The 22,217-nt window shown below is 39.3% G+C and carries 26 protein-coding genes; 23 read left to right on the forward strand and 3 right to left on the reverse strand.

The window, feature by feature from the left end:
- Nucleotides 1-204 precede the first annotated feature (204 nt).
- The 11 genes from CZ382_RS01720 to CZ382_RS24495 all read left to right on the forward strand — a co-directional run bounded on the left by CZ382_RS01720 (nucleotide 205) and on the right by CZ382_RS24495 (nucleotide 9,320).
- Nucleotides 205-2,973 carry a sigma 54-interacting transcriptional regulator gene (locus tag CZ382_RS01720; RefSeq protein WP_088049522.1) on the forward strand — a complete coding sequence of 923 codons (2,769 nt, stop codon included), beginning with the start codon at nucleotides 205-207 and terminating at the stop codon, nucleotides 2,971-2,973.
- Between the two features lie 93 nt (nucleotides 2,974-3,066).
- On the forward strand, nucleotides 3,067-3,486 hold the full coding sequence (locus CZ382_RS01725; RefSeq protein WP_088049523.1) for a PTS sugar transporter subunit IIA: 420 nt from the start codon (nucleotides 3,067-3,069) through the stop codon (nucleotides 3,484-3,486).
- Nucleotides 3,487-3,503: 17 nt separating this feature from the next.
- Nucleotides 3,504-3,974 (forward strand): PTS sugar transporter subunit IIB, encoded by a 471-nt coding sequence (locus CZ382_RS01730; protein WP_088049524.1) that lies wholly within the window; start codon nucleotides 3,504-3,506, stop codon nucleotides 3,972-3,974.
- 25 nt (nucleotides 3,975-3,999) lie between these two features.
- A complete protein-coding gene (locus CZ382_RS01735) occupies nucleotides 4,000-4,776 on the forward strand; it encodes a PTS mannose/fructose/sorbose/N-acetylgalactosamine transporter subunit IIC (RefSeq protein ID WP_088049525.1) in 777 nt (258 codons plus the stop codon).
- Nucleotides 4,757-5,614 carry a PTS system mannose/fructose/sorbose family transporter subunit IID gene (locus CZ382_RS01740; protein WP_088050944.1) on the forward strand — a complete coding sequence of 286 codons (858 nt, stop codon included), beginning with the start codon at nucleotides 4,757-4,759 and terminating at the stop codon, nucleotides 5,612-5,614. The genes CZ382_RS01735 and CZ382_RS01740 overlap by 20 nt, the downstream gene beginning before the upstream one ends.
- 97 nt (nucleotides 5,615-5,711) lie before the next feature.
- A complete protein-coding gene (locus CZ382_RS01745) occupies nucleotides 5,712-6,782 on the forward strand; it encodes an SIS domain-containing protein (RefSeq protein WP_200809507.1) in 1,071 nt (356 codons plus the stop codon).
- 34 nt (nucleotides 6,783-6,816) lie between these two features.
- A complete protein-coding gene (locus CZ382_RS01750; RefSeq protein ID WP_088049526.1) occupies nucleotides 6,817-7,827 on the forward strand; it encodes an SIS domain-containing protein in 1,011 nt (336 codons plus the stop codon).
- A gap of 112 nt (nucleotides 7,828-7,939) precedes the next feature.
- The gene (locus CZ382_RS01755) at nucleotides 7,940-8,608 is read left to right on the forward strand and encodes an HAD family hydrolase (protein WP_159457746.1); all 669 of its coding nucleotides are present in this window, start codon (nucleotides 7,940-7,942) and stop codon (nucleotides 8,606-8,608) included.
- Nucleotides 8,609-8,677: 69 nt separating this feature from the next.
- The gene (locus CZ382_RS24615) at nucleotides 8,678-8,929 is read left to right on the forward strand and encodes a GNAT family N-acetyltransferase (RefSeq protein ID WP_327365017.1); all 252 of its coding nucleotides are present in this window, start codon (nucleotides 8,678-8,680) and stop codon (nucleotides 8,927-8,929) included.
- A complete protein-coding gene (locus CZ382_RS24620) occupies nucleotides 8,926-9,174 on the forward strand; it encodes a GNAT family N-acetyltransferase (RefSeq protein ID WP_327365018.1) in 249 nt (82 codons plus the stop codon). The genes CZ382_RS24615 and CZ382_RS24620 overlap by 4 nt, the downstream gene beginning before the upstream one ends.
- Before the next feature lie 14 nt (nucleotides 9,175-9,188).
- A complete protein-coding gene (locus CZ382_RS24495) occupies nucleotides 9,189-9,320 on the forward strand; it encodes a hypothetical protein (RefSeq protein WP_268811307.1) in 132 nt (43 codons plus the stop codon).
- 41 nt (nucleotides 9,321-9,361) lie between these two features.
- Here CZ382_RS24495 and CZ382_RS01765 read toward each other — a convergent pair whose 3' ends face one another.
- Nucleotides 9,362-10,756 (reverse strand): IS4 family transposase, encoded by a 1,395-nt coding sequence (locus tag CZ382_RS01765; protein ID WP_088049528.1) that lies wholly within the window; start codon nucleotides 10,754-10,756, stop codon nucleotides 9,362-9,364.
- A 145-nt stretch (nucleotides 10,757-10,901) separates the two neighbouring features.
- On the opposite strand from CZ382_RS01765, the gene CZ382_RS01770 reads away from it, so the two are divergent.
- The 4 genes from CZ382_RS01770 to aroD all read left to right on the forward strand — a co-directional run bounded on the left by CZ382_RS01770 (nucleotide 10,902) and on the right by aroD (nucleotide 13,336).
- Nucleotides 10,902-11,675 carry a phosphotransferase family protein gene (locus CZ382_RS01770; protein ID WP_088049529.1) on the forward strand — a complete coding sequence of 258 codons (774 nt, stop codon included), beginning with the start codon at nucleotides 10,902-10,904 and terminating at the stop codon, nucleotides 11,673-11,675.
- 12 nt (nucleotides 11,676-11,687) lie between these two features.
- On the forward strand, nucleotides 11,688-12,089 hold the full coding sequence (locus CZ382_RS01775) for a DnaJ family domain-containing protein (protein ID WP_088049530.1): 402 nt from the start codon (nucleotides 11,688-11,690) through the stop codon (nucleotides 12,087-12,089).
- Between the two features lie 15 nt (nucleotides 12,090-12,104).
- Nucleotides 12,105-12,464 carry a cupin domain-containing protein gene (locus CZ382_RS01780; RefSeq protein ID WP_088049531.1) on the forward strand — a complete coding sequence of 120 codons (360 nt, stop codon included), beginning with the start codon at nucleotides 12,105-12,107 and terminating at the stop codon, nucleotides 12,462-12,464.
- Nucleotides 12,465-12,583: 119 nt separating this feature from the next.
- Complete coding sequence (aroD, locus tag CZ382_RS01785; protein ID WP_088049532.1) at nucleotides 12,584-13,336, forward strand: type I 3-dehydroquinate dehydratase; 753 nt, start codon at nucleotides 12,584-12,586, stop codon at nucleotides 13,334-13,336.
- Nucleotides 13,337-13,374: 38 nt separating this feature from the next.
- Here the strand turns inward: aroD and CZ382_RS01790 are convergent, their stop codons facing one another.
- Nucleotides 13,375-13,914 (reverse strand): shikimate kinase, encoded by a 540-nt coding sequence (locus CZ382_RS01790; protein ID WP_088049533.1) that lies wholly within the window; start codon nucleotides 13,912-13,914, stop codon nucleotides 13,375-13,377.
- Between the two features lie 411 nt (nucleotides 13,915-14,325).
- On the opposite strand from CZ382_RS01790, the gene CZ382_RS01795 reads away from it, so the two are divergent.
- The 5 genes from CZ382_RS01795 (at nucleotide 14,326) to CZ382_RS01815 (ending at nucleotide 16,330) form a co-directional block, all read left to right on the forward strand.
- Nucleotides 14,326-14,784: a stage III sporulation protein AH gene (locus CZ382_RS01795; protein ID WP_088049534.1), complete on the forward strand. Its 459-nt coding sequence runs from the start codon at nucleotides 14,326-14,328 to the stop codon at nucleotides 14,782-14,784.
- A 4-nt stretch (nucleotides 14,785-14,788) separates the two neighbouring features.
- A complete protein-coding gene (locus CZ382_RS01800; RefSeq protein WP_088049535.1) occupies nucleotides 14,789-15,193 on the forward strand; it encodes a VOC family protein in 405 nt (134 codons plus the stop codon).
- Between the two features lie 168 nt (nucleotides 15,194-15,361).
- Nucleotides 15,362-15,808 carry a GNAT family N-acetyltransferase gene (locus CZ382_RS01805; RefSeq protein WP_308777781.1) on the forward strand — a complete coding sequence of 149 codons (447 nt, stop codon included), beginning with the start codon at nucleotides 15,362-15,364 and terminating at the stop codon, nucleotides 15,806-15,808.
- 5 nt (nucleotides 15,809-15,813) lie between these two features.
- Nucleotides 15,814-15,963 carry an NUDIX hydrolase gene (locus CZ382_RS01810; protein ID WP_088049536.1) on the forward strand — a complete coding sequence of 50 codons (150 nt, stop codon included), beginning with the start codon at nucleotides 15,814-15,816 and terminating at the stop codon, nucleotides 15,961-15,963.
- Nucleotides 15,964-16,033: 70 nt separating this feature from the next.
- The gene (locus CZ382_RS01815) at nucleotides 16,034-16,330 is read left to right on the forward strand and encodes a hypothetical protein (protein ID WP_088050946.1); all 297 of its coding nucleotides are present in this window, start codon (nucleotides 16,034-16,036) and stop codon (nucleotides 16,328-16,330) included.
- An 88-nt stretch (nucleotides 16,331-16,418) separates the two neighbouring features.
- On the opposite strand, the gene CZ382_RS01820 is transcribed toward CZ382_RS01815, so the two are convergent.
- Nucleotides 16,419-17,954 (reverse strand): DHA2 family efflux MFS transporter permease subunit, encoded by a 1,536-nt coding sequence (locus CZ382_RS01820; RefSeq protein ID WP_088049537.1) that lies wholly within the window; start codon nucleotides 17,952-17,954, stop codon nucleotides 16,419-16,421.
- Between the two features lie 167 nt (nucleotides 17,955-18,121).
- Between CZ382_RS01820 and CZ382_RS01825 the strand changes: the two genes are divergently transcribed.
- The 3 genes from CZ382_RS01825 (at nucleotide 18,122) to CZ382_RS01835 (ending at nucleotide 21,939) form a co-directional block, all read left to right on the forward strand.
- Nucleotides 18,122-19,027 (forward strand): TetR/AcrR family transcriptional regulator, encoded by a 906-nt coding sequence (locus CZ382_RS01825; RefSeq protein ID WP_159457748.1) that lies wholly within the window; start codon nucleotides 18,122-18,124, stop codon nucleotides 19,025-19,027.
- A 570-nt stretch (nucleotides 19,028-19,597) separates the two neighbouring features.
- Nucleotides 19,598-20,026 carry a cell wall hydrolase gene (locus CZ382_RS01830; protein ID WP_088049539.1) on the forward strand — a complete coding sequence of 143 codons (429 nt, stop codon included), beginning with the start codon at nucleotides 19,598-19,600 and terminating at the stop codon, nucleotides 20,024-20,026.
- A 233-nt stretch (nucleotides 20,027-20,259) separates the two neighbouring features.
- Entirely contained in the window at nucleotides 20,260-21,939 is a 1,680-nt protein-coding gene (locus tag CZ382_RS01835; RefSeq protein WP_268811319.1) for an FAD-binding dehydrogenase, read from the forward strand.
- Nucleotides 21,940-22,217: the final 278 nt, after the last annotated feature.

The following is a 22,217-nucleotide window of genomic DNA, read 5'->3' on the forward strand; positions in this document are numbered from 1 at the left end:
GATTATAATGTTGAATCAATGAAACTGACTTTGCTTTGGACGATGCAACTGATAAAATAGGTTTATCAACGAGGTGGCGTTTTTTTAAGTGCTGCTGGTGCCCATAAATATCAGAAAAGTGGGTAAAAACACTGCCCGTCTTAGAGAAATAGTTTTATACTGAAGAAGAGCAACATCAAGGTTTCATCAACAGGGGTGATAAAAATGCTGAAAGAGGATTTGCTTTCCTATTTAGAGGAAAAGACGCATTTGTTTCAAATAGATACTCCGTCAGACATGTTTACGGCAAATAGTATGGCAGAATTTTTTCAAGTTAAGCGAAATACGATTAGTCAATATCTGAATCAGATGGTTGAAGAAGAAAAAGTGATTAAGATCAATACACGTCCAGTTTATTTCTTGAGCCGTTTTACATTTGAAAAGGAATTTTTTCCTGTTCAAATGTGTATGTTTGACAGCTTGGAATCTATTAAGAAACAAGCGGAGAATGGAAATGATATTTTTGACGGATTAATTGGGGCAGATGGAAGTTTGGAAAAAGCGATCAAACAGATTAAATCATCAGTATTTTATCCTGATGGCGGGTTACCGCTCATTTTATGTGGACCGACAGGAGCTGGAAAGAGCTATACCGCTAGTCTTATTTATCAATACAGTGTAGAAAAAGGAGTATTGGCAAAAGATGCTCCTTTTATAAGCTTCAACTGTGCTCAATATGCGAATAACCCGGAGTTACTATCCAGTAACTTGTTTGGTAATGTAAAAGGTGCGTTTACCGGAGCCGATAAAACGACGAAAGGAATGCTCGAAGCCGCAGATGGTGGCATATTATTTTTGGACGAGGTTCACCGGCTAAATGAAGAGGGGCAAGAAAAATTATTTACGTTTCTTGATCAAGGCGTTTATCGGCGGATGGGAGAGACGAATGGCTGGCACCAAGCGGATGTGCGAATTATTTTTGCAACAACTTTAAACCTGGAAGGGAACTTTCTTAAAACATTTTTGCGCCGGATTCCCATTCAGATAACAATCCCAAGTCTTGACGAGCGGGGAGACAAAGAGAAAATACAATTTGTGTATCTGTTTTTGATTCATGAAGCACAAAAAATTAACCGGCCGATCCACATAACGAGTCGAGCTTTGGATGCGCTTACGAAGCATAATTATAGCGGTAATCTGGGAGATTTGAAAAACACGATAAAATATTTGATCGCCTCGTCCTTTGCCGAAGATCCAGAATCAGATCGTGTTTCGATTTCATTACATGATCTTCCTGAAAAAATTTTACGAGAAACGATTCAACCTACTGATCATAAATTTAAGCAAAACAGTGAAATTATCATTAAGCCAACCGCTACGTTAAATCAGCTATTTGAATCACGCATGTCGCATACGGACGATATCAAGAAAACATATGAAACAATTCTGCGTTTGTTTAACGATAATCAGAAACGCAAATTGGATAAAACGATTTTGGAACAACAGGTTTTCAATGAGATTCTAGCTTTATTTGACAAGTTTATTTTTAACTCGGAAAAAAGTACTGGCGTAATGATGGAAGTCATTACGGTTAATGTACAGGAAATTATCCGTTATTTAGAGAACACCAACAACGTCAAATTCAATGGAAACAGTGTATTTACCATGGCTCACTTTCTTTATTACAAGGGGAACGCTGTTATAGAATGGTCGAGTGAACAGAAAAAAGTCATCAACCAGATTGTACATTTTGCAGAAGAAAATTATCAATCAGAATGCCAGCTGGTAACGCAATTTATCAAGCTATTAAACAATAAACTGGATGTCCACATGAGCAGGATGGATGAAGCGATGCTGACATTTTATTTAAGGAGCCTGTCAATTGAACCGGCCAATGAGCAGCGGGTAAGGGCTATCATTCTTGCACATGGCTATGCAACAGCCAGCAGTATCGCAAATGTGGCAAACCGTTTGCTCCATAAAAATATCTTTGAGGCTTTTGACATGCCATTGGACACATCAGTAGATGATATTGTAGAACGAGTACTGCATTATGTTGAACATACCGATGTTTCCAAAGGACTGGTTATTTTAGTAGATATGGGCTCCTTGAAAGACATTCCTTCCCAATTCACCAAATACATGAATGGGCCATTAGCAATCATTAACAATGTTTCTACGCAAATGGCTTTATTTGTAGGTGAAATGCTGGGAAAAGGTATTTATTTAGAGGAAATGATCGATAAGTTAAAAACTTCCAATGAAACACAATATAGTATTATTTACCCGGACAAGAAAAAGGAAAAAGTGATTGTCACATCCTGCTTTACCGGAATGGGAACAGCTTTGCAAATCCAAAAATTGTTAGAAGAAAGTATACCACAGGATTTGGAAATGAAAATCATTGCCCATGATTACAGCCGTCTGGAGGAATTTGGTTATGCCGATGCATTATTTCAGTTATATGATGTTCTGGCAATAGTGGGAACAGCCGATCCAGGAATAAGAGAAGTGGATTATATTTCGCTTGAAGATTTAATTTCGGGGCAGGGGGAAGGAAAGCTGCGGAAAATTTTTCAGTCGGTGATCAATGACGATCAAATTGAAGAAATCAATAACAATCTATTACGAAACTTTTCGATTGAACAGGTAATTGAATCCATTACCATTCTGGATACAGAAAAAATTCTTATTCATGTCGAGGAATTTTTAAATCGGTTGGAAATGTTAATGAATAAACGACTGCCCAATGATAAAAAAGTAGCTTTATATGTCCATACAAGCTGCTTGGTAGAGCGTTTAATTAGACAAGCTCCAATAGAAACGTACCATGACATGGATACGTTTGTGGAATATCAAAAAGATATGATTGAAATGATAAGGGATGCGTTTAGTGTCGTCGAATCCATTTATAGTGTCGAAATCAACATTGCCGAAATTGGTTATATTTATGATTATTTAGTCGCGGAACCCTCATCTGAAAGCGTTTTTTAAATAAGGTTGTACCAATAAATAAAAGCGTGCCACTAAGTTGGCACGCTTTTTGCATTTAATATTAGTGAAATGAAAATGAAAGGGGGATAGGTGATGAGGTATTTATTATTTGCATCGCATGGGAGACTCGCGGAGGGAATGCTTGATTCAGTAGAAATGATTACCGGGAAGCGTGACAATATATTTACAATCAGTGCTTACAAGAATGAGAACGAGGATTTAACTAAGCAATTGGAGTCCGTGTTGATGCAGATTAATGAGGAAGATGAATTGATTATAGTTACGGATATATTCGGTGGCAGTGTTAACAATGAATGCCTTAAATTATTACATGATACCAGAATTCATTTGATTGCCGGACTAAATCTGGCATTGGTGATTGAACTGGTTACACAGGTTAATTTCCAAATGGATACGGATGAGCTAATTAACAAGGCATTAAAAAATGCCAAGGACACGATAATTTACTGTAACAAGGTTATCCGAAGTGAACCGGAGGATGAGGATTTTTAATGAAGGGATGAATAAATATGATTAAATTGCTGCGTGTTGACCATCGGTTATTACATGGACAAGTAGCTTTCTCATGGACACAAAATTTAGGAGCGGATTGTATTTTAATTGCAAACGATGATGTACCTGTTAACGAATTGCGTAAAACAACGATTAAACTTGCGAAACCACAGGGTGTAAAATTAGTTATTAAAAATATCGAGGATTCTATCAAAGCACTGGAAAGTGGAGTGACAGATAAATATAAGCTTTTCATCATTGTTGAATCTGTTGCCGACGCACAAAAATTGACTGCAGCTCACCATGCTATTAAACAAGTGAATTTAGGAGGTGTGAAAGCAAAAGAAGGGACGAGAAATATTTCCAAAGCAGTAAATTTATTGCCCGAAGAAGAAATCATGGTTAAAAAAATGATTGAACAAGGGGCAGAGGTGGAAATCAGACAAGTTCCCAATGATAAAAAGATTCTTGCTAGCACTGTAATTTAATTTAGAAACGGTGGGAGGGGTTACGATGATTACGGCATTATTATTAGGTTTGGTCGCTTTTGTCGCACAAAGTGAGTATGCTTTGGGGACGAGTTTGATATCACGTCCAATTGTCACAGGCCTATTTACCGGTATCGTAATGGGCGATATTAAAACCGGTATTATAATGGGGGCAACTTTGGAACTAGCATTTATCGGGGTATTTTCAGTTGGGGCAGCAATTCCGCCTAATGTAGTAGTTGGGGGTGTGTTGGGAGTAGCATTTGCAATATCTTCGGGGGCTGGTCCAGAAACGGCATTATTGCTGGGCTTGCCAATTGCTACATTGGCACTTATCTTTGAGAATTTGTATTTGGCTTTAGTGTTACCAATTGTGCTACACAAAGCCGATAGGTACGCCGAAGATGCCAATGTTCGAGGGATTACAACCATGCACTTATTAGGTGGCTTTGGAATGTCTCTCATGATTGGCGCCATTGTAGGTATTTCATATTTTGTTGGAAGCGATGCTGTTACAAAGGTTTTGGATGCGATCCCTGGTCCCGTTCAAACGGGTCTCGAAGTAGCTACTGGCCTAATACCAGCACTAGGTTTTGCCATGTTGGTAAGGTTATTGGTTAATAAGCAGGTTGCACCATACTTTTTCCTGGGATTTTTAATTGTTGCATATTTAAAGGTTCCGGTAACAGGTATTGCCCTGCTCGGAGCAATTGTGGCAATTATTATGGTAAATGTTATGCAAAAACCGAAATTGGCTACGAATGAAGGAGGAGTGATGGATGATGACGACGAAGACTTCTGATAAAAACGAAAAGATGGTTGATCAGGTAGAAGAAACGCCAGAAATAAGCAAAAAAGATTTAAATCAATTGTTTTGGCGCTCGTTTCAAATGGAGTTTTCCTGGAACTATGAACGTCAAGCAAGTCTGGCTTACGCATATGCCATGATTCCAATCTTAAAAAAACTGTATAAGAAAAAAGTTGACCTTTCCGCTGCATTAAAACGGCATCTGGAATTTTTTAATACGACTCCACATATTGTAACGATGATATTGGGAGTCTCTGCTGCGATGGAAAAGTCAAATGCAGAAGATAAGAATTTTGATTCATCATCCATTAATACAGTTAAAGCCTCCTTAATGGGACCATTAGCCGGTATCGGCGATTCATTTTTTTGGGGAACACTCCGCCTTATCGCAACCGGCATCGGTACATCCCTGTCGTTAAAAGGAAATATTTTGGGGCCGATTCTATTTCTACTCGTATTTAATGTACCGCATATTGCCTTACGTTATATCTTGACGAAGGTCGGTTATAACATGGGAACAGGATTTTTGAAAAAACTGCAGGAAAACGGAACAATGGGTAATTTAACGTTCGGAGCAGCCATTTTAGGGTTGATGGTTATTGGAGGGATGAGTGCAGACATGATCGTCCTGAATGTTCCATTAACCATTGGAAGTGGGGATTCCGCAACTGCTGTACAGGATATTTTGGATGGTATTTTGCCAGGACTGTTGCCTTTAGCTGCATTTGGGGTTATCTATTGGTTACTTGGCAAGGAGGTTAAGGCAACTACCATTTTAGTCGGGATGGCTGTGATTAGCATTCTTGGTGCATGGGCAGGTATTTTTGGTTGATGCAATTAGTAATGGTTTGAAAGATAGAAAAAATGCTGGATTCTCCTGTGTATGCAGGGGAGCTTCAGGATTTTAAATAAGCAGGGTGGTGTTGAAGTTGAAAGAGACGATGATGGATTATATTAATGAACAAGGAAAAACATGCAAGGACATCATGGGCAAATACGAGGAAAATCTCGAATCGTTTAAACAGGTTATTGATAGGAAGCGGCCCAAAAACTGGCTTATCCTTGCAACGGGATCAAGTTTGAATGCAACTCTAAGTGCCAAGTATTATATGGAAAAGGTTGCCGGTGTATCCATAGATGTGATAGAACCGTTCACGTTTGTGCATTATGAAAAGTTGAAATCAACGACAGATTTTATTCTGGCCATTTCACAGAGCGGGCATAGCTCTTCAACCATTGAAGCATTGAAAAAAGCAAATACGACCGGGAATATCCCTACTGCTGTCTTAACAGCAAATTTGAATAGTCCGATTACAAACGATGCGGATTTGGTCATTGATATTGGCTGTGGGATAGAAAAGGTTGGCTATGTTACCAAAGGGTTTTCAGCTACTGTTTTAACATTGATGCTGATGGGGCTTGTTTCAGGGAATGCGCTTGGAAGCCTGACTGCAGAGGAGGAATTGCAGGAAATAGCAGAATTTAATACTGCAATTGAGAAAATACCGTATGTTATTGAACGATCGGAGAGCTTTTACCGTCAATTTGCCGAGGAATTAAATCGAATTCCACGCTTTGCAACGATTGGTTATGGACCGACAGTCGGAACGGCAAAAGAGAGTGAAACGAAATTTACCGAAACTGTTCGCGTTCCAACGCAAGGATTTGAATTGGAAGCATTTATGCATGGTCCATATCTGGAAGTGGACGAATCATATGGAATAGTCTTTATCCAGACAAAGAGTCAGCATTCGGAAAGAGCTGAAAAGCTAAAAGCCTATTTCTCGAAATACACGGATCATTGCTTTTCCATCACTACCGGGACGGAAGATAATGAAAAAACGATGTCAGTCGGAATTGAACTTGATGAATTTAAGAGCACTTTGTTGCTGGTCATCCCTTTTCAGATCCTTGCATATCGAATTACCTCAGGCAGAGGAATAGATATTGAAAAAGATATTTTTGTAGATTTCGATGAGGTTCTAAAAAGTAAAATATAACAAACTAAACCAAACATCTTAGGGGGAAAATAACATGTTGAAATTTGACGAACAATTATATTTGAAAGATGGAAAAACTACCTATGAAACACGTGGGAAAATAGAACAAATTGCGGATGAGATTTCAAAGGAAGGATATAAAAACATATTCTTTATTTCAGTAGGCGGTTCCATTGCCATTATGTTACCTGTTGTAGAAATGCTTAAACAATTAACAGATGTACCAATATACGCTGAGCAGGCAGCTGAAGTTGTCCTTACAGGTCATCGGCAATTAACAAAGGATTCCATTGTTATTATGTCTTCAAAATCTGGTGACACAAAAGAAACGGTACGTGCTGCAGAATGGTGCAAGGAAAATGGATATCGCGTTGTTTCCCTTGTTGGTACTCCAGATGCACCTTTGGAGAAATTGAGTCGCTGGGTCATTCCAAATAGAGCAAAAGACGGCGTTGAGTTTGAGTACATGGAATTGTTCATGCTAGTATTCAGACTTCTCGCCAACCGGAACGAGTTTCCGAAATATAACCAATTTGCTGATCAATTGGAAAAACTACCTGAAAATCTAGTAAAAGCCAAACAAAAATTTGAACCAATTGCAGACGAAATTGCCAAAAACTATTACAATGAACCATATAATATTTGGGTCGGCGATGGCGAAATGTGGGGAGAAGTTTATCTCTTTTCCATGTGTGTTGTGGAAGAAATGCAATGGATTCGCACAAAAGCAGTATCATCTTCGGAATTTTTCCATGGGACGCTCGAATTGGTTAGTGATAATGTACCTGTTTTCCTTGTGAAAGGGGAGGGGAAACGTCGTGTGCTTGATGAGCGCGTTGAAAAGTTCTGTAAGCAATACACGAAAAAACTAGTAGTAATTGATACAAAAGACTATGAATTAGAAGGAATTGACGATGATTTCCGCTGGATATTGGCGCCAACAATTTCAACAACTTTATTAGTTGATCGACTGGCATTCCATTATGAAAAATATACAGGTCACGATTTAGATATCCGCCGTTACTATCGTCAATTCGACTATTAAGCACGAAACATTATGATATAATTCAAGGCAGAGAGTTTCTTCTCTGCCATTTTAAATGGGCTCTCAAAGCTGGATAAAATGCAGGGGAAGCACTGTAAATGGAGGTTGGATAATGAAAGATGTAAAGCTGGTAATATTTGATATGGACGGGTTATTATTTGATACGGAACGGACTTCCTTTAAAGCGATGAGTAAATCGATGGAAGCTGCCGGGTTTGATTTTCCAATAGAAACATATAAACGTATGATTGGTATCAGCGATCAAGGCAGTGAGGAAATAATCAGAGAAATATGTGGAAAGAAGTCTCTGATCGATCAAATTTTTAAGGGGTATGATCAGGAATTTAAAAATATATTGGAAACTGAAGGTATTATAATGAAAACCGGGGTGGAAAAACTGCTCGATAACTTGGATGAAAACAGTGTGAGAAAATGTATCGCCTCGTCAAGTAGCAGGGAAACGATTAAAAAGTATTTAACGATGACAGGATTAATGGAGCGATTTGATTTTTATGTAAGCGGCCAAGAAGTAGAAAATGGGAAACCGGCACCGGATGTTTTTTTGGAAGCGTGCCGACGGGCCAATGTACCGCCCGAGCGGGCACTGATTTTGGAAGATTCACTACATGGATTGCGGGCAGCGGTTAAAGCGGATATCCCGTGTATCATTGTTCCAGATTTAATTGAAGCAAATGACGAGATGCAAAAGGATGCTTACCAAGTCGTTTCCAATTTAGAAGAAGTAATTGATGTGATGAATGGATTAACCGGATCCAAGTAAAACAGAATTTGAGTGGAGATCGTTGTTGGAGCAAGCTTGAACTAAAAATTATAAAAGGGAGTTGGAGGCATGCTGGTCAGAAAAGCTGTGGTTGCTGATGCTGGTGCAATTGCCAGTGTACATGTAGACAGCTGGCGAACGACATATAAAGATATTTTTCCGCAGGAGTTTTTAAATAAGCTATCATGTGACGAGCGGGCGGAGCGGTGGGAACGAAATATTGCCGAACAACACGTGTTTGTTGCGGAGAATAACCAAGGGGAAATTGTTGGTTTTTCGACTGGAGGGAAAGAAAGAACAGGAAGATATGAAAATTATTGATTTATATTTTGGAAGCGTATCAGGGTAAGGGACTTGGTAAGCTGCTCGTTAAACCAGTAGTAGAGGTGCTTAAGAAATTGCAGATCAGTTCGATGCTGGTTTGGGTGTTGGAAGAAAATAATGCCAGTAATTTTTACAAAGCAATTGGCGGAAAAAGGGTAGATGCAAAAGAAGAAAAGATTGCCGGAAAAAGGTTTACAGAGATTGCCTATGGCTGGGATAATATTAACACGATTCCTACGTAAATGGAGGTGTTATCATGTTAGCGGCCTACATTGACCGAATTAAGCAGGTTTATCCAGAATTGAGGATTCAGGACGTTGAAATAAATGAGATAGGTCAAAATAACTCTGTTTTCATTATTAACTCAAGTATCGGACATGATAAATAAACCTCAACCTATGGTATAAATAGAACAGAGGTGATTTTATATCATGCTGCACCTGGATTAAGTAACGGGTTACGTAAGAATCCAGGTAATTTGTTAAAAAAGCGATCCAGAAATTCATTAATTTGTTCATCCGTTAGAAGACATTCTTCCGCAAGCATGGATCCTAATACTTCCAGTATGGTCATTAATGCTTCGGCAAAGCGAAGATCATCAAGCTCATCACAGCACATATAGAACAGCTGTCCAAGAGTTTTGGGATCTTCTTCCTCACGGGCGCTCAATGACAACATCATGTAACGCAGAAAGACAATCGTTGTATGTGCAGTCATGGAATCGTAGCTTTGACATTGAAACTCCTTGGCCAGTCGCAAATGAGATTTGACCACCTTGAAAAAGCACTCAATTTCCCAGCGCTTTCCATAAATTCGGATGGCATCTTCTTCCGTATGGGCGAGGTTGGTTGTTAAAAGTGCAAGCCACTTTTTGGAACGGTTTCGATCACGTACGAAAACAATTCGCGCCTGAATTTCATTGCCATTTTCGTCATCGTGACCAAGTCCAACTACGATGCTTGCAAGAATTTTGGCGCGACCACGCTTTTTGCGAACCTTTTTGTAAAGTTTGTTCAATGTGTAAGACTCTCCTTCATATGTATAGTGAATCTTTGGAGAACGTTTAATCATACAAACAACATGGAGAGGGTAGTTTTTCACGATTTTCGATATGATTGCCGGATAAGCAAACCAGCTATCAAAAAGAACGGTTTTCGCGCCAAGCTTTTTTGGATGAATGGAGTCCAAAAGATTGAACATTGTTTCGGTGCTCTTTTGTGTTGCCTCTTGGCGTCTATGATAACCGACTGTTCGCTTGTCTATTTTCGAGTCCATCTCTCGATAACGAGAGGCAACATTTTTGGAGCTTAAAAGCGAAAAAGCAAGTGGCATAAACGTAGCTCCATCAGACCAACCGAGTGTAAGCATACGGAAGCCTTTGAAATATCTCCCGGTTGTGTGATCTTTAACACGTGCAAGCAATTCAACGACCTTACTCCGATTGCGACTAAATAGAGAATCATCAAAGATCAGCACACGATCCCGGTCCTTGGACGTTAATGGGAGAATGTACTTTATAACGAGGTATGATCCAACACATGCAAGAAACTTACGCCAGTTATACGTAGGGTTTTTCAAAAGGTCGTATACAGTATCCTTTTGAAAATGCTTTGGAATTCGTTCGGATTCGAGTGCCCGGGAAAAGCCCATGCCATGAAGAACGAGTGCAAAAATGAATTGAACAATAATACGAGCAGAAACTCCCTTTTCCTTATGAATATTGGACTGATGCAGGAAAGTTCCAATTTTTGCTTGGGTGAAAAAACGCAGCATACGTGAATTTGATTTTTCATTTTCATTAGAATTTGGTAAAATAGTAGACAAGGAAAACATCCTTTCTTTGGTTGGTGTCGTTACCTATATTTTACCAAAGAATAGGGTGTTTTTTGTATTTTTTTGATTTGTTTTTGATAGTAAACCCTGATTTGATATGGGTTTGAACGGATTTTTTTACTCCGAAACTTGAGTTATTAACCAATCCTTTGTATTTCGCTTTCCAAAATATAAAGCTGGAATAGATCGATTGTTAGATGAAACAAAAATTTTGGAGTTAGTAAGAGGCTATAGTTCACAACCAATCCCTGAGCCAATCTATCAATCGTTTGATGAACTGGAAGTACGAAAAGTATTTGTGGGCTACCCAATGATCCCGGGGCTTCCGATGTGGAATGAGCAGTTAAAGCAGATTGGTAGTGATCTTGAACAGAAGAAACTGTCATTGCAGCTGGTGAATTTTCTCATCCAACTGCATGCTGTTTCGGAAAAAGAAGTGAAAAAGCTTTTACCGAGCCAGTCCATCGATTTAAAAGAGGAATATGAAAATACGTATAAACGAATTCAAATGAAACTCTTTTGCTACATGCACACTGATGCAAAAGCAGAAGTTTCAGCACTGTTTGAGGATTTCTTTGCTGCAATTGATGAGTTTCGCTTTACGCCAACGTTAATTCATGGCGATTTTGGTGCATCCAATATTTTATGGGATCCTGCCAAGATGGAGATAACGGGAATCATTGATTTCGGTGGTTCCGGATTAGGTGATCCAGCATATGATTTTGCCGGTATTTTAGCAAGCTACGGACACGACTTCTTTGCAAGATGTATTGATTTATATCCGAATGGCGATAAAGTTGCAAATCGGGCAGTTTTTTATCAAAAAACATTCGCATTGCAGGAAGCGTTGCACGGTGTGGAGAATAATGATAATGAAGCACTTGTGAATGGTTTGAAAAAATATAGGTGAGCGGGTGATGGAATGTGTAAAGATGATGGTTCACAAAAGGATGCCAAGAAGCAGGAAACAGAAATAAAGGAACGGTTTGAATATACCGATCATTTATCGGAAATTGTCAGAAAGGCGGAAAGAGACGGGCAGTTCGATAATTTGCCTGGCAAAGGAAAACCGCTAAAGCTGGATAACAATTATTTCAGCAGCACGTACAAACAGTTTAACAAGACATTAAAGGATAACCATGTACTGCCAAAATGGGTAGAATTAAATAAGGAAATTGACGGGTTAAAGGAAAAGCTTGCAAGTGCAGAGGGCGGGGAGATTCGTAAATTAATCAAGGAAATGAATAAGAAAATTAAAGCTTATAATTATGCCTGTCCGCCGTCATTGCAAAAAAATAAGGTTGATGAGCGGGATTATCTATGATAGGGGCACGGTATTGTGGAGATTTTCCGGATTTATAAAGAAACAGGTACAAGGATAACGAGTTTTAATTCCAATTTCATCATGAACCGAATACTTAAAACAGATTTACCAATGCAAATTGGGTATGTACATCTGGAGAAAAATGGAGTCATTGGATATCATCAGGCTACAGTGCCGCAATTGTTGATTGTACTGGATGGAGAAGGTAAGGTGCGTGAAGAAAGCGAGGAGTTTTTAAACATACAGAAAGGCAACGCTGTTTTTTGGAGTAAAGACGAATGGCATGAAACCATAACGGAGCAAGGGTTAACAGCCATTATTATTGAAGGAGAGGGGTTGAAACCTTTGTTTTCTGCGGTTAACATTGATACTTGACAGACAGAAGCGTTCCCGGGTAGCCAAAATCGGTCTCAGGAAATGACAGTTTATTCGTTAACGTCTTTGATTAACAAACAACAAAGGAACATTTCACTATAATACGAGGAGATAAGAAAATGAAATTATTCCAGAATAAAAAAATTCCCTACATATGTACCCCTTTAACCGGTAAAAACAAGGAAGAAATAACGGAAGAATTAAGGATAATTCTTCCTAAAAAACCTGATTTAGTCGAATGGAGGGCCGATTTCCTGGAAGGGATCGAGGATGAAGAATATGTTTTATCAATTGCGGACATAATTTCAACCGCTAGTGATATCCCGATTCTTATTACTATTCGCTCGGAAAAGGAAGGTGGCGAAAAAATACCACTTACCGAAGAAGAGAAAGTTAATCTATTAAGTAAAATATGTAAAAGTACAATGGCGGAAATGGTCGATTTCGAGGCATCTAATGCCCCCGACCATATTATGCAGTTAAGAAAGCTATCAACAGAATATAATAAACAGTTGATTTTATCCTATCATAACTTTGATCGTACTCCATCTAATAGAGAGATGATGGAGCATATGTCACGTACTGCATCTTTTGGTGCAGATGTTGCAAAAATTGCGGTAATGCCAAAAAGCAAAGAGGATGTATTACGATTATTGGAATTTACTAAACAGGCTGATGATGCTTTAGACATTCCGATTGTAAGTATGTCGATGGGGAAAATGGGAAGCTTAAGCAGAATTATGGGCTGGGCTTATGGGTCGGTTATTACGTTTAGTGTAGGGAAGGAAAGTTCTGCACCGGGTCAGGTGCCGATCGAAAAACTAAGAAGTTTGATAAGATCCACACAAGAGATTGTGGGGGAATGGGGTTAGAAATTGCCGACCGGTTATGTTAGTCGGCAATTAATCGTTTAATTCTCCGGCAACTCTATTAAGTTTATGATTTGTTTAGCAACTTCTTCTTCAGTAAAGCCATCCGTCATTACATTTGAATGGTGGTCAGCATAGGTCTTTTTTCGTTCGTGGAATAAAGCCTCAACCTCTTCCATTGTTTTATTTTGTAAAAGGGGCCGGCTTTCTATTAATGTTCCGAAGCGGTCTTTCCAGTACTCCCAGGAAATGTCAAGGTGGAAAACGATGCAATTCTGAAGACAGGCATCCCTTATTTCTTTTTGCATAAATGCCCCGCCGCCTAACGAGATGATTTTACCACGTTGATTTGCGAAACAAATGACGGTTTCCTTTTCTTTTTCCCGGAATTTTTTTTCACCGATAGTTTTAAAGATTTCTGTAGTTGGCATTTGATATTCTCTTTCAATTTCTTCATCAATATCGATGAAGGATCGGTTTAGTTTATCAGCGAGCAATTGACCGACAGTTGTTTTTCCTACACCCATAAAACCAATTAGTACAATGCTTTTTTCTCCGATTGGAGTTTTATTGTTTGTCATAAATTAGCGTCCTTTAAAATAGTTTTAATAATTATAATATATGGTAATAAATTTGTCCAAATGTGATTGAAAGAATGGATACTTCAGATTATAATCTAATAACACATATACTTGCCATTAGAGGGAGGCATCATACTATTGGCTTGCTGCGTTAAGCAATTACATTTTTAGCTATTTAGCGGGTCTTTCGATCAGGCAGTTAACGGTTGGATTAACCTTTATGTTTGTTGCAATATGGTTTCATATAATCAAAAACAGATGGGATGTTGTAATCGGGTTTACTGTTTCTGGAATAATCCTTGGTTTTTTATGATTACCTCTATCGATGATTATTGGTTGTTTTACCCTTTTTATATTTTTAATAATTATTGAAAAAGCCGAGTGAAATGGAAAAGGGAATGGGGGCTTCTTATGATAATTAACTTCCTGGAAGATGTGAAGAATGAATCATATGAAAAATTGATTGATTTAGCTTTTTCTGCCAGTGATATGTTTATACTGGTAGTCAGAAAAGATATGGGGTCAACTAAGGAATTTGACCACGTGCTTGAGGAATTGAGTAGTTCTCTAATAAAAAGGAAAAAACAAAAAGAATGGCCAAGTACAAAGTTATTGGGTTGGGGAAAGTGGGCATACGTATATTATTATCGAACGGATGACCACGCCAAACAAGTTATTAAAAAAGTATCCAAATCATTATATTCCTGGGAACAGCATAATTTGCCAGAGGATTTGTCCTTTTTCATAGAAGGAAAGCCCTGGCTGGTTAATATTGCACATGAATCAGAAGCTTATATCGACACGGATGATAGATATTTACTAGGTGAAATTAAAAATATTGATGGAATCGCATTTGAAATTGAGGAGTGAAATAATGGAATTTAATGATTTTTCAGTAGCGCAAATTAGAGTTGCTAGACCAACTGACAAATTTGAAGAAGTAATTAATTTTTACGAAAACGGAATAGGACTGCCCCGTTTGACCGATTTTGCTGGCCACCGGGGATATAAAGGGGTAATTTATGGACTCCCTGGTTCTTCCTATCACCTCGAATTTACTACACATGAAAATGGAAGCCCGTGCCCAGCACCAACCGAAGATAACTTACTAGTTTTCTATATTCCGGATAAAGCTCAAGTTGATAGAATTGTTGCGAGACTGTTTCGGATGGGATATGAAGAAGTGGCACCAGAAAATCCTTATTGGGAAGAGAAAGGTATTACGATTGAAGATCCTGATGGCTGGAGAGTTGTACTTAGGAATACAAGCGGGATATAAAGTGGGTTTGAAGGTTTTATAAATGTTCATAGAAAGAATGGAGGAGCGAAGTTAAATGTCATTTCCAACACTCGAATCAGCGAGGCTAAATTTAGTTGAAAAGGTCACCAACATCAACAAAGTTTTTTCGATATTATGTCTAGGGACGACGTAACGGAATATTACGGAATGGAAAGTTTGCATAGCGAAGAGGAAGCGCAACAAATAATTAATCATTTCCGGGAAAATTATAAAAGCGAGCGTGGGATTCGCTGGGGTATGGTGTTAAAAAACACACAAGAATTTATTGGAACGGTCGGTTTAAACAATCTGAACATTAAAGGAAAAAAAGCAGAAATAGGTTTTGAGCTGCATCCTTCTTATTGGCAGAAGGGGTATGTAACAGAAGCGGTTAATGAAGTATTAGGATACTCTTTTATAGATTTGGAGTTATACCGGATAGGAGCAGTGACGTTCCCTGATAACACAGCTTCAAATAATCTGCTGAAAAAAATCGGTTTTGTATTTGAAGGGAAATTAAGAGGCTACTTATACCAAAATAAACAGTCTCATGATGCATTAATATGTTCGATGTTAAATACGGAATGGAAAAAGAAAATTTTGAAGGGGAAATAGAATGGATGAAAAAGTGGTTTGGTTCTGCTGGTGTTTGTGTGAATGAAAATGGTCAAATCCTTATGGTGAAACAGGGGAGGCCAGAGGAGAGAAAGCTTTGGTCCGTCCCTTCTGGTGGTGTAGAGTTGGTTGAGAGCTTTGATAAATGGAGGTAGAGTTCAACAAAAAACAATTCGATTACATATGTTGTTAAAAGAAATATTAAGTGAGAAACGGTGTGTAAACATGAGAATTTTCCTGGAATTACTTCGAATCATTTTCATTTTTATCCTGCTTGGTGGTTTAGCGTGGTTGCTGATAGGTGAGATATATACAGAAAAAAATGTCCAAAAGTATCAATGGCTTGGTGCAATTGGGATTTATATGTTGCTCTATCTGTTATATAAAAATAGATTGCAATTTTCCGGCTGGTATAAGGGGGCAGGAAGAAAGAAGTTGCCAAAGAAAGTATCGTGGATATTAATTTGCTTGGCCCTGTCATTACTAATCTTGCCATTAATTATTGGAGCAGCCATGAATTGATACCCAATATGAGTTAATCTAAAAATACAAAACCCCAAACGCGGAAGTAACCACAACCGACGTTTGGGGTTTTATATCTGCTTTTATTCTACTCCGTTACCACTTCTGATGGCTTAACAACTGTTTCATCCACATGTTTATCTGCATGATGAGGTTTTACTCGCTTAATAAAAAATGCTAATACAAGCGCAATTACCGCAATCAGTGTAGAGATGAAAAAGGTAAAGTTGATTCCATCTAGCATTGCCTCATTTAGAAGCTGTTGTTTCATTTCAGCTGCTGCTTGTGCGGATTGCTGTGCAGCGCTTGGATCCATATTTGCCATCGCATTGGCTGCCAATTCTTCAGCTTTTGATTCTGTACGATTGTTCATCACAGTAATTAACAAGGCAGAACCGATAGCGCCGGAAACTTGTTGTAATGTGTTATTCATAGCAGTCCCGTGCGGATTGTCTTTCATCGGCAGCTGGTTCAAACCATTTGTCATAACAGGCATCATTACCATGGACATTCCAAACATACGGAATGTATAAAGTAATACAAGATTCGTATAGGAGGTATCCATATTTATCCGACTAAAATAATACGTCGTTACAATCGTAATCGTTAAACCAATGACAGCCAGTGTGCGTGCACCATATTTATCAAAAAGTCTACCTGTAATTGGCGACATAATCCCCATCACGATCGCACCCGGAAGCATAAGCAAACCGGATTCCATTGGGGAAATTCCGCGAATGGTTTGCACATATATTGGCATTAAAATCATCGCGGAGAACATGGCAATCGCTATTACAATTGCGATTGCGGATGATAGAGCAAACATTGGATATTTGAAAATCCGGAACTCCAGCATTGGGTCGTCCATCCGCAACTGACGTAAGGTAAAAACAATTAATGCAATTGCTCCAGCTGCTATCGTTCCATATACAAGGGGGTTATCCCAGCCCTTGTCTCCAGCAGAACTGAAGCCATAAAGCAGGCCGCCGAAACCGATACTGGATAAGACGATCGATAGAATATCCAGTTTTATCGCACGTTGTGGTGTAATATTTTTCAATTTAAACACAGATAGAACAAGTGTTAAAATGGAAAATGGCAATACAATATCGAATAGCGTTCTCCAGCTGTAGTGCTCAACAATCCAGCCGGATAGCGTTGGTCCTAATGCTGGTGCTACAATCATGACGAGTCCGAATGTCCCCATCGCGGTCCCTCTTTTTTCAACCGGAAAGGCTGTCAGCATCACATTCATTAACAAAGGCATCATAATTGCAGAACCCGAAGCCTGAATCATCCGTGCTGCAAGAAGTACACCAAATGTCGGAGCCAGACTGGCAAGTAAGGTACCAGCAGTGAACAAAGCCATTGCTGTAATAAACAATTGTTTGTTTGTAAAACGCAGAATTAGAAATGCGCTTGCGGGAATTAAGATCCCATTGATTAGCATATAACCCGTCGATAGCCATTGAACGGCTGTAGCATTAACATCAAATTCTTCCATAATGGATGGAAGTGCAACATTTAAAAGTGTCTCATTCAAAATGGCGACAAAGGCACCAATAAATAAGATGATGATCATGCCATAGGGGGCTTTATTCTGGATAGAATTGGTTTCAGACATTTTGTTTTCCTTCTTTCAGTATTTAAATTAAGCATAGAATATATTCTATACCGTCAGTCTAGTTTTTGCAACATAAAAATTCAATTAAGTAATATTTGTTGATATATATGCGTTATAGAGCTATTTTAATAGTAGACCACTATTATAAAAAAGGTGATATGATGAGCTTGAGAAAAAAACAAATCATTGATGCTGCACACCATTTATTTATCGAAAAAGGGTTTGCATCTACTTCGATACAGGATATTTTGGAGGAGGCACAGGTAGCAAAAGGAACGTTTTATAATTACTTCACATCGAAAAATGAATGCCTAATGGCGATATTGGAGTTTGTAGAAGAAGAGGGTGATCAAAAACGGAGAGAGCTTGCTCATGGAAAGAAAAAAGATGATGAGAAAGTTTTCGTTGCCCAAATAGCTGTCCGCATGAATATGAACCGGGAGCACAATATCATGGCACTCTTTACTTCTGTTTCCTTTTCAGATGATATTGATTTACAGATCTTTTTAAAAGAACAACATGCTGCGGAGCTACAATGGATAGCGAGAAGATTGACCGAAATTTTTAAGGTTGATACAAATCGGTATGCTCTTGATCATGCAACGATCCTCCTTGGTATGGTTCATCAGCTTATGCATGTCTGGAAGCTGGGAACGAACGAAGCGATCGCCTCAGAAGATGTGATTCAGTTTGCACTTGATCGCTTAAAACCAATGATTAAGGAACAATTGCAAAGCGGCAATGTATTTTTTCCCGAAAATTGGCTCGGTATGTCAATGAGTTGTGAGAACTTTGATGTATTTGATGTATCAGAAACAAAAAAACACGTCATCGCTCAACTGGAAAAGCTTATTAAAAAAATGGATCGGAATAAACAGGATGATTCAAAAAAAATGGAATACATTCGGTTTTTACAGAACGAGCTGCAAGCGGATAAACCCCGCCTCTTTTTGTTGGAAAGTGTACTTATCTCATTAGGAAAGGCTTGTGAACAATCAATCGAAGAACATAATGTAAGACAAATTAGTAAAATGGTGTGGGTTTTAATTAAGAGGCTTGAGGCAGGCAAGTAAGTAGGAGATCCTGTACGCCGTGAATACAGCGAGAAATTATTAGCGATATAATTTCTCTCTAATGCTCGCCAATTAATTCAGGCTGTTTTTTATATCCACTACTTCAACATAACAACTTACCTCTGTGTTGATCCGTTTTGATGGTGTAAAGGTGACCGATCCTTATTCACTAGAGGTAAAGCTTTGATTGATAACCCCTTTTATATTTAAGGTTGCAGCGACCTTTTCGACAGTGACATCGTAAGCCAAGGAAACTCTTCCGCCTTTCCCCCCTATCTGCATAGAAAACTTCTGTTCATAGTTTTATTTGTATCAAAGCATTCATACGTATTCAAACTATTTTATTTTGTAGAATGTCCCCTAATGCTTGTCAGAATTCGCAAATTTAATAAACGCTTGCACCTACTCGAGAAATATCCATAGACTGTATTGTGTAAAAAAGGGCAGAAGTACACACCGGAAACTTCTGTAAGGCTGAGGTTCTCAACTTTCCGACAGCTGAATCGATTGGTTGTTGATATGGATAATCCGCAACATTAATAAAGATGAAACAAAAATGGAGGTGGAGTCATGGCCGTTGTGAGAGCTACAGAAAAGGACATTGACCTTTTAGCGAGATTGCTTAGGGCGGAGGCTGAAGGGGAAGGAAAACTCGGTATGCTGCTTGTCGGTAACGTTGGCATTAACCGGGTAAGGGCTAATTGTTCAGATTTTACGGGTTTACGCAGCATCCGGGATATGGTTTTCCAGCCGCATGCGTTTGAGGCTACTATTCATGGCTATTTTTATCAAAGAGCCCGGGAGGTCGATAAACGGTTAGCGCGCAGAGTAATAGACGGATACAGTCATTGGCCGGCAAAATACAGTTTGTGGTATTTTAGACCAGAAGGTGACTGCCCGCCAACTTGGTATGATCAGCCACTTGTAGGGCGTTATAAGCTGCACTGTTTCTATGAGCCAACAGGTGAAGAGTGTGAAGCGGTTTACCATACGTTTTAACCGGTTATGGCGCCTTTCGTTTGCAGAAGGCGCCATACTGATTTAACTACCTATTTATTATACAATTCATTTATATTTTAAGACCATTCATCCTCTAAACACAGGTAAAATGTACCGGTAAAAGTAAATACAATTCTTTTTTAAAAAGGGAAATGCCAGCTTATGTTGAATTATAGTAATAAGGATTTTGAAGAGAATGTGTTTAAAGCACAACATTGACGGAAGTCCGTGCGATATCGACAAAGGGGGATATTTTCATGGAATATGACGTAATTGTAATCGGTGCTGGTCTTGCCGGTCTGACAGCGACGGCAGAAATAGCTGATGCTGGTAAAAAAGTTTTGCTGCTTGACCAAGAACCCGAAAGCTCGTTTGGTGGCCAGGCATGGTGGTCGTTCGGTGGTCTATTTCTAGTCGATTCCCCGGAACAGCGCAGGATGGGGATAAAGGATTCAAAAGAATTGGCATGGCAGGATTGGCTGGGTACGGCTGGCTTTGATCGAGAAGAAGATGAGGATTATTGGGGGAGAAAATGGGCAGAAGCATACGTGGATTTTGCCGCTGGGGAAAAACGTGCCTGGTTACATGAGATGGGTGTTCGGATTTTTCCGGTTGTTGGCTGGGCAGAGCGGGGTGGTTATCTAGCAGAAGGTCATGGAAACTCCGTACCTCGCTTCCATATCGTTTGGGGGACAGGTCCGGGAATTGTTGCGCCATTTGAACGACGTGTTCGGGAGCATATAAAGAACGGAATCGTTACATACAAACCCCGTCATCGTGTTGATCAGCTAATAACAAATAACGATGCAATTGTTGGTGCGAGTGGCTCTGTTCTTGCTCTAAGCACCGTTGAACGCGGCGAGAAAAGTTCCAGAGAAATAGTGGATGACTTTGAATATCGGTCTCAGACAGTAATTGTTTCCAGTGGTGGTATTGGCGCTAGTTTTGATCTGATTCGAAAAAATTGGCCAAGTCGTCTTGGTAAGGCCCCGAAAAGAATGATTTCCGGTGTTCCTGCACATGTTGATGGCCGAATGCTGGAGATTACCGAAGAAGCAGGCGGCCGAATCGTTAACCGGGATCGGATGTGGCATTACACAGAAGGAATTAAAAACTGGAATCCCGTTTGGCCTAACCATGGTATTCGAATACTTCCCGGTCCGTCATCTATTTGGCTTGATGCAGAAGGAAATCGCTTCCCGGCACCTAATTTTCCCGGATTTGATACATTGGGTACACTGGAAGCGATCCAAAAGACTGGCTACGATTATTCCTGGTTCATTTTAACGCAAAAAATTATTGAACGGGAATTTGCCCTTTCCGGTTCCGAGCAAAATCCTGATTTAACAGAACAAAGTATCAAAAAATTATTTAGCAGGATTTTACCAGGTGCACCATCTCCTGTGCAAGCGTTTATGGATAAAGGGGAAGACTTTGTAATAGCTGACAATATTGATAACCTTGTGATCGGGATGAACAAACTAATCGGTGAAAAACGATTAAAGGCTGAGCATGTTGAACGGCAGATTTTGGCAAGAGACAGGGAAATGGATAATCCATTTACGAAGGATTTGCAAATAACTGCAATGCGTGGTGCCCGTCATTACCTAGGTGATAAATTAATTCGCGTTGCAGCCCCGCACAAAATACTAGATCGGAAAAACGGTCCACTTTTCGCTGTTAAGCTAAATATTTTAAGTCGTAAAACGCTCGGCGGATTACAAACGGATCTATCGGGCAGTGTTTTGAATGATTCTGGGGCAGCCATACCTGGTCTTTATGCAGCCGGAGAAGTTGCTGGATTCGGTGGCGGGGGTGTTCATGGCTACCGTTCACTGGAAGGTACATTTATCGGCGGCTGTCTTTTTACCGGCCGCGAGACAGGCAGGGCTGTTGCGGAAAGAGTAGGATAACACAAGAATGAGCTGAAGTATATTTGTTTAATTTTTTCCATTTTGAGGGACTATAACTATTACAGGTTTTTAATTTCAAGATGGAGGAGATTAGAATCGGACGTTTACTAAGAAGGCTGATTAAGTATGGGCCAATTATTTATCCTATCATTCGTAAATTTATTGCCAAAAGACGCCGGAGAAATGATTATAAAAGCTAAACTGGTATCCAGAGTCAGTTTAGCTTTTAATGTTAGTGTATGCTGAGTTGTTAAATAAAGACTGATCTTCAGGAAGCT

This window comes from Virgibacillus dakarensis (genome assembly GCF_900155625.1).
Taxonomy (GTDB): domain Bacteria; phylum Bacillota; class Bacilli; order Bacillales; family Amphibacillaceae; genus Lentibacillus_C; species Lentibacillus_C populi.

Excerpts from the sequence above, each read along its gene's own strand:
- CZ382_RS24495 (WP_268811307.1), top strand. The coding sequence starts at position 9,189 with ATGTTAGCGGCCTACATTGACCGAATTAAGCAGGTTTATCCAGAATTG.
- CZ382_RS01790 (WP_088049533.1), bottom strand. The coding sequence starts at position 13,914 with ATGACAAACAATAAAACTCCAATCGGAGAAAAAAGCATTGTACTAATT.
- CZ382_RS01815 (WP_088050946.1), top strand. The coding sequence starts at position 16,034 with ATGAGAATTTTCCTGGAATTACTTCGAATCATTTTCATTTTTATCCTG.
- CZ382_RS01775 (WP_088049530.1), top strand. The coding sequence starts at position 11,688 with ATGTGTAAAGATGATGGTTCACAAAAGGATGCCAAGAAGCAGGAAACA.
- aroD (WP_088049532.1), top strand. The coding sequence starts at position 12,584 with ATGAAATTATTCCAGAATAAAAAAATTCCCTACATATGTACCCCTTTA.
- CZ382_RS01810 (WP_088049536.1), top strand. The coding sequence starts at position 15,814 with ATGAAAAAGTGGTTTGGTTCTGCTGGTGTTTGTGTGAATGAAAATGGT.
- CZ382_RS01795 (WP_088049534.1), top strand. The coding sequence starts at position 14,326 with ATGATAATTAACTTCCTGGAAGATGTGAAGAATGAATCATATGAAAAA.
- CZ382_RS01820 (WP_088049537.1), bottom strand. The coding sequence starts at position 17,954 with ATGTCTGAAACCAATTCTATCCAGAATAAAGCCCCCTATGGCATGATC.
- CZ382_RS01805 (WP_308777781.1), top strand. The coding sequence starts at position 15,362 with ATGGAAAGTTTGCATAGCGAAGAGGAAGCGCAACAAATAATTAATCAT.
- CZ382_RS01755 (WP_159457746.1), top strand. The coding sequence starts at position 7,940 with ATGAAAGATGTAAAGCTGGTAATATTTGATATGGACGGGTTATTATTT.
- CZ382_RS24615 (WP_327365017.1), top strand. The coding sequence starts at position 8,678 with ATGCTGGTCAGAAAAGCTGTGGTTGCTGATGCTGGTGCAATTGCCAGT.
- CZ382_RS01830 (WP_088049539.1), top strand. The coding sequence starts at position 19,598 with ATGGCCGTTGTGAGAGCTACAGAAAAGGACATTGACCTTTTAGCGAGA.
- CZ382_RS01750 (WP_088049526.1), top strand. The coding sequence starts at position 6,817 with ATGTTGAAATTTGACGAACAATTATATTTGAAAGATGGAAAAACTACC.
- CZ382_RS01735 (WP_088049525.1), top strand. The coding sequence starts at position 4,000 with ATGATTACGGCATTATTATTAGGTTTGGTCGCTTTTGTCGCACAAAGT.
- CZ382_RS01720 (WP_088049522.1), top strand. The coding sequence starts at position 205 with ATGCTGAAAGAGGATTTGCTTTCCTATTTAGAGGAAAAGACGCATTTG.
- CZ382_RS01800 (WP_088049535.1), top strand. The coding sequence starts at position 14,789 with ATGGAATTTAATGATTTTTCAGTAGCGCAAATTAGAGTTGCTAGACCA.
- CZ382_RS01730 (WP_088049524.1), top strand. The coding sequence starts at position 3,504 with ATGATTAAATTGCTGCGTGTTGACCATCGGTTATTACATGGACAAGTA.
- CZ382_RS01740 (WP_088050944.1), top strand. The coding sequence starts at position 4,757 with ATGACGACGAAGACTTCTGATAAAAACGAAAAGATGGTTGATCAGGTA.
- CZ382_RS01725 (WP_088049523.1), top strand. The coding sequence starts at position 3,067 with ATGAGGTATTTATTATTTGCATCGCATGGGAGACTCGCGGAGGGAATG.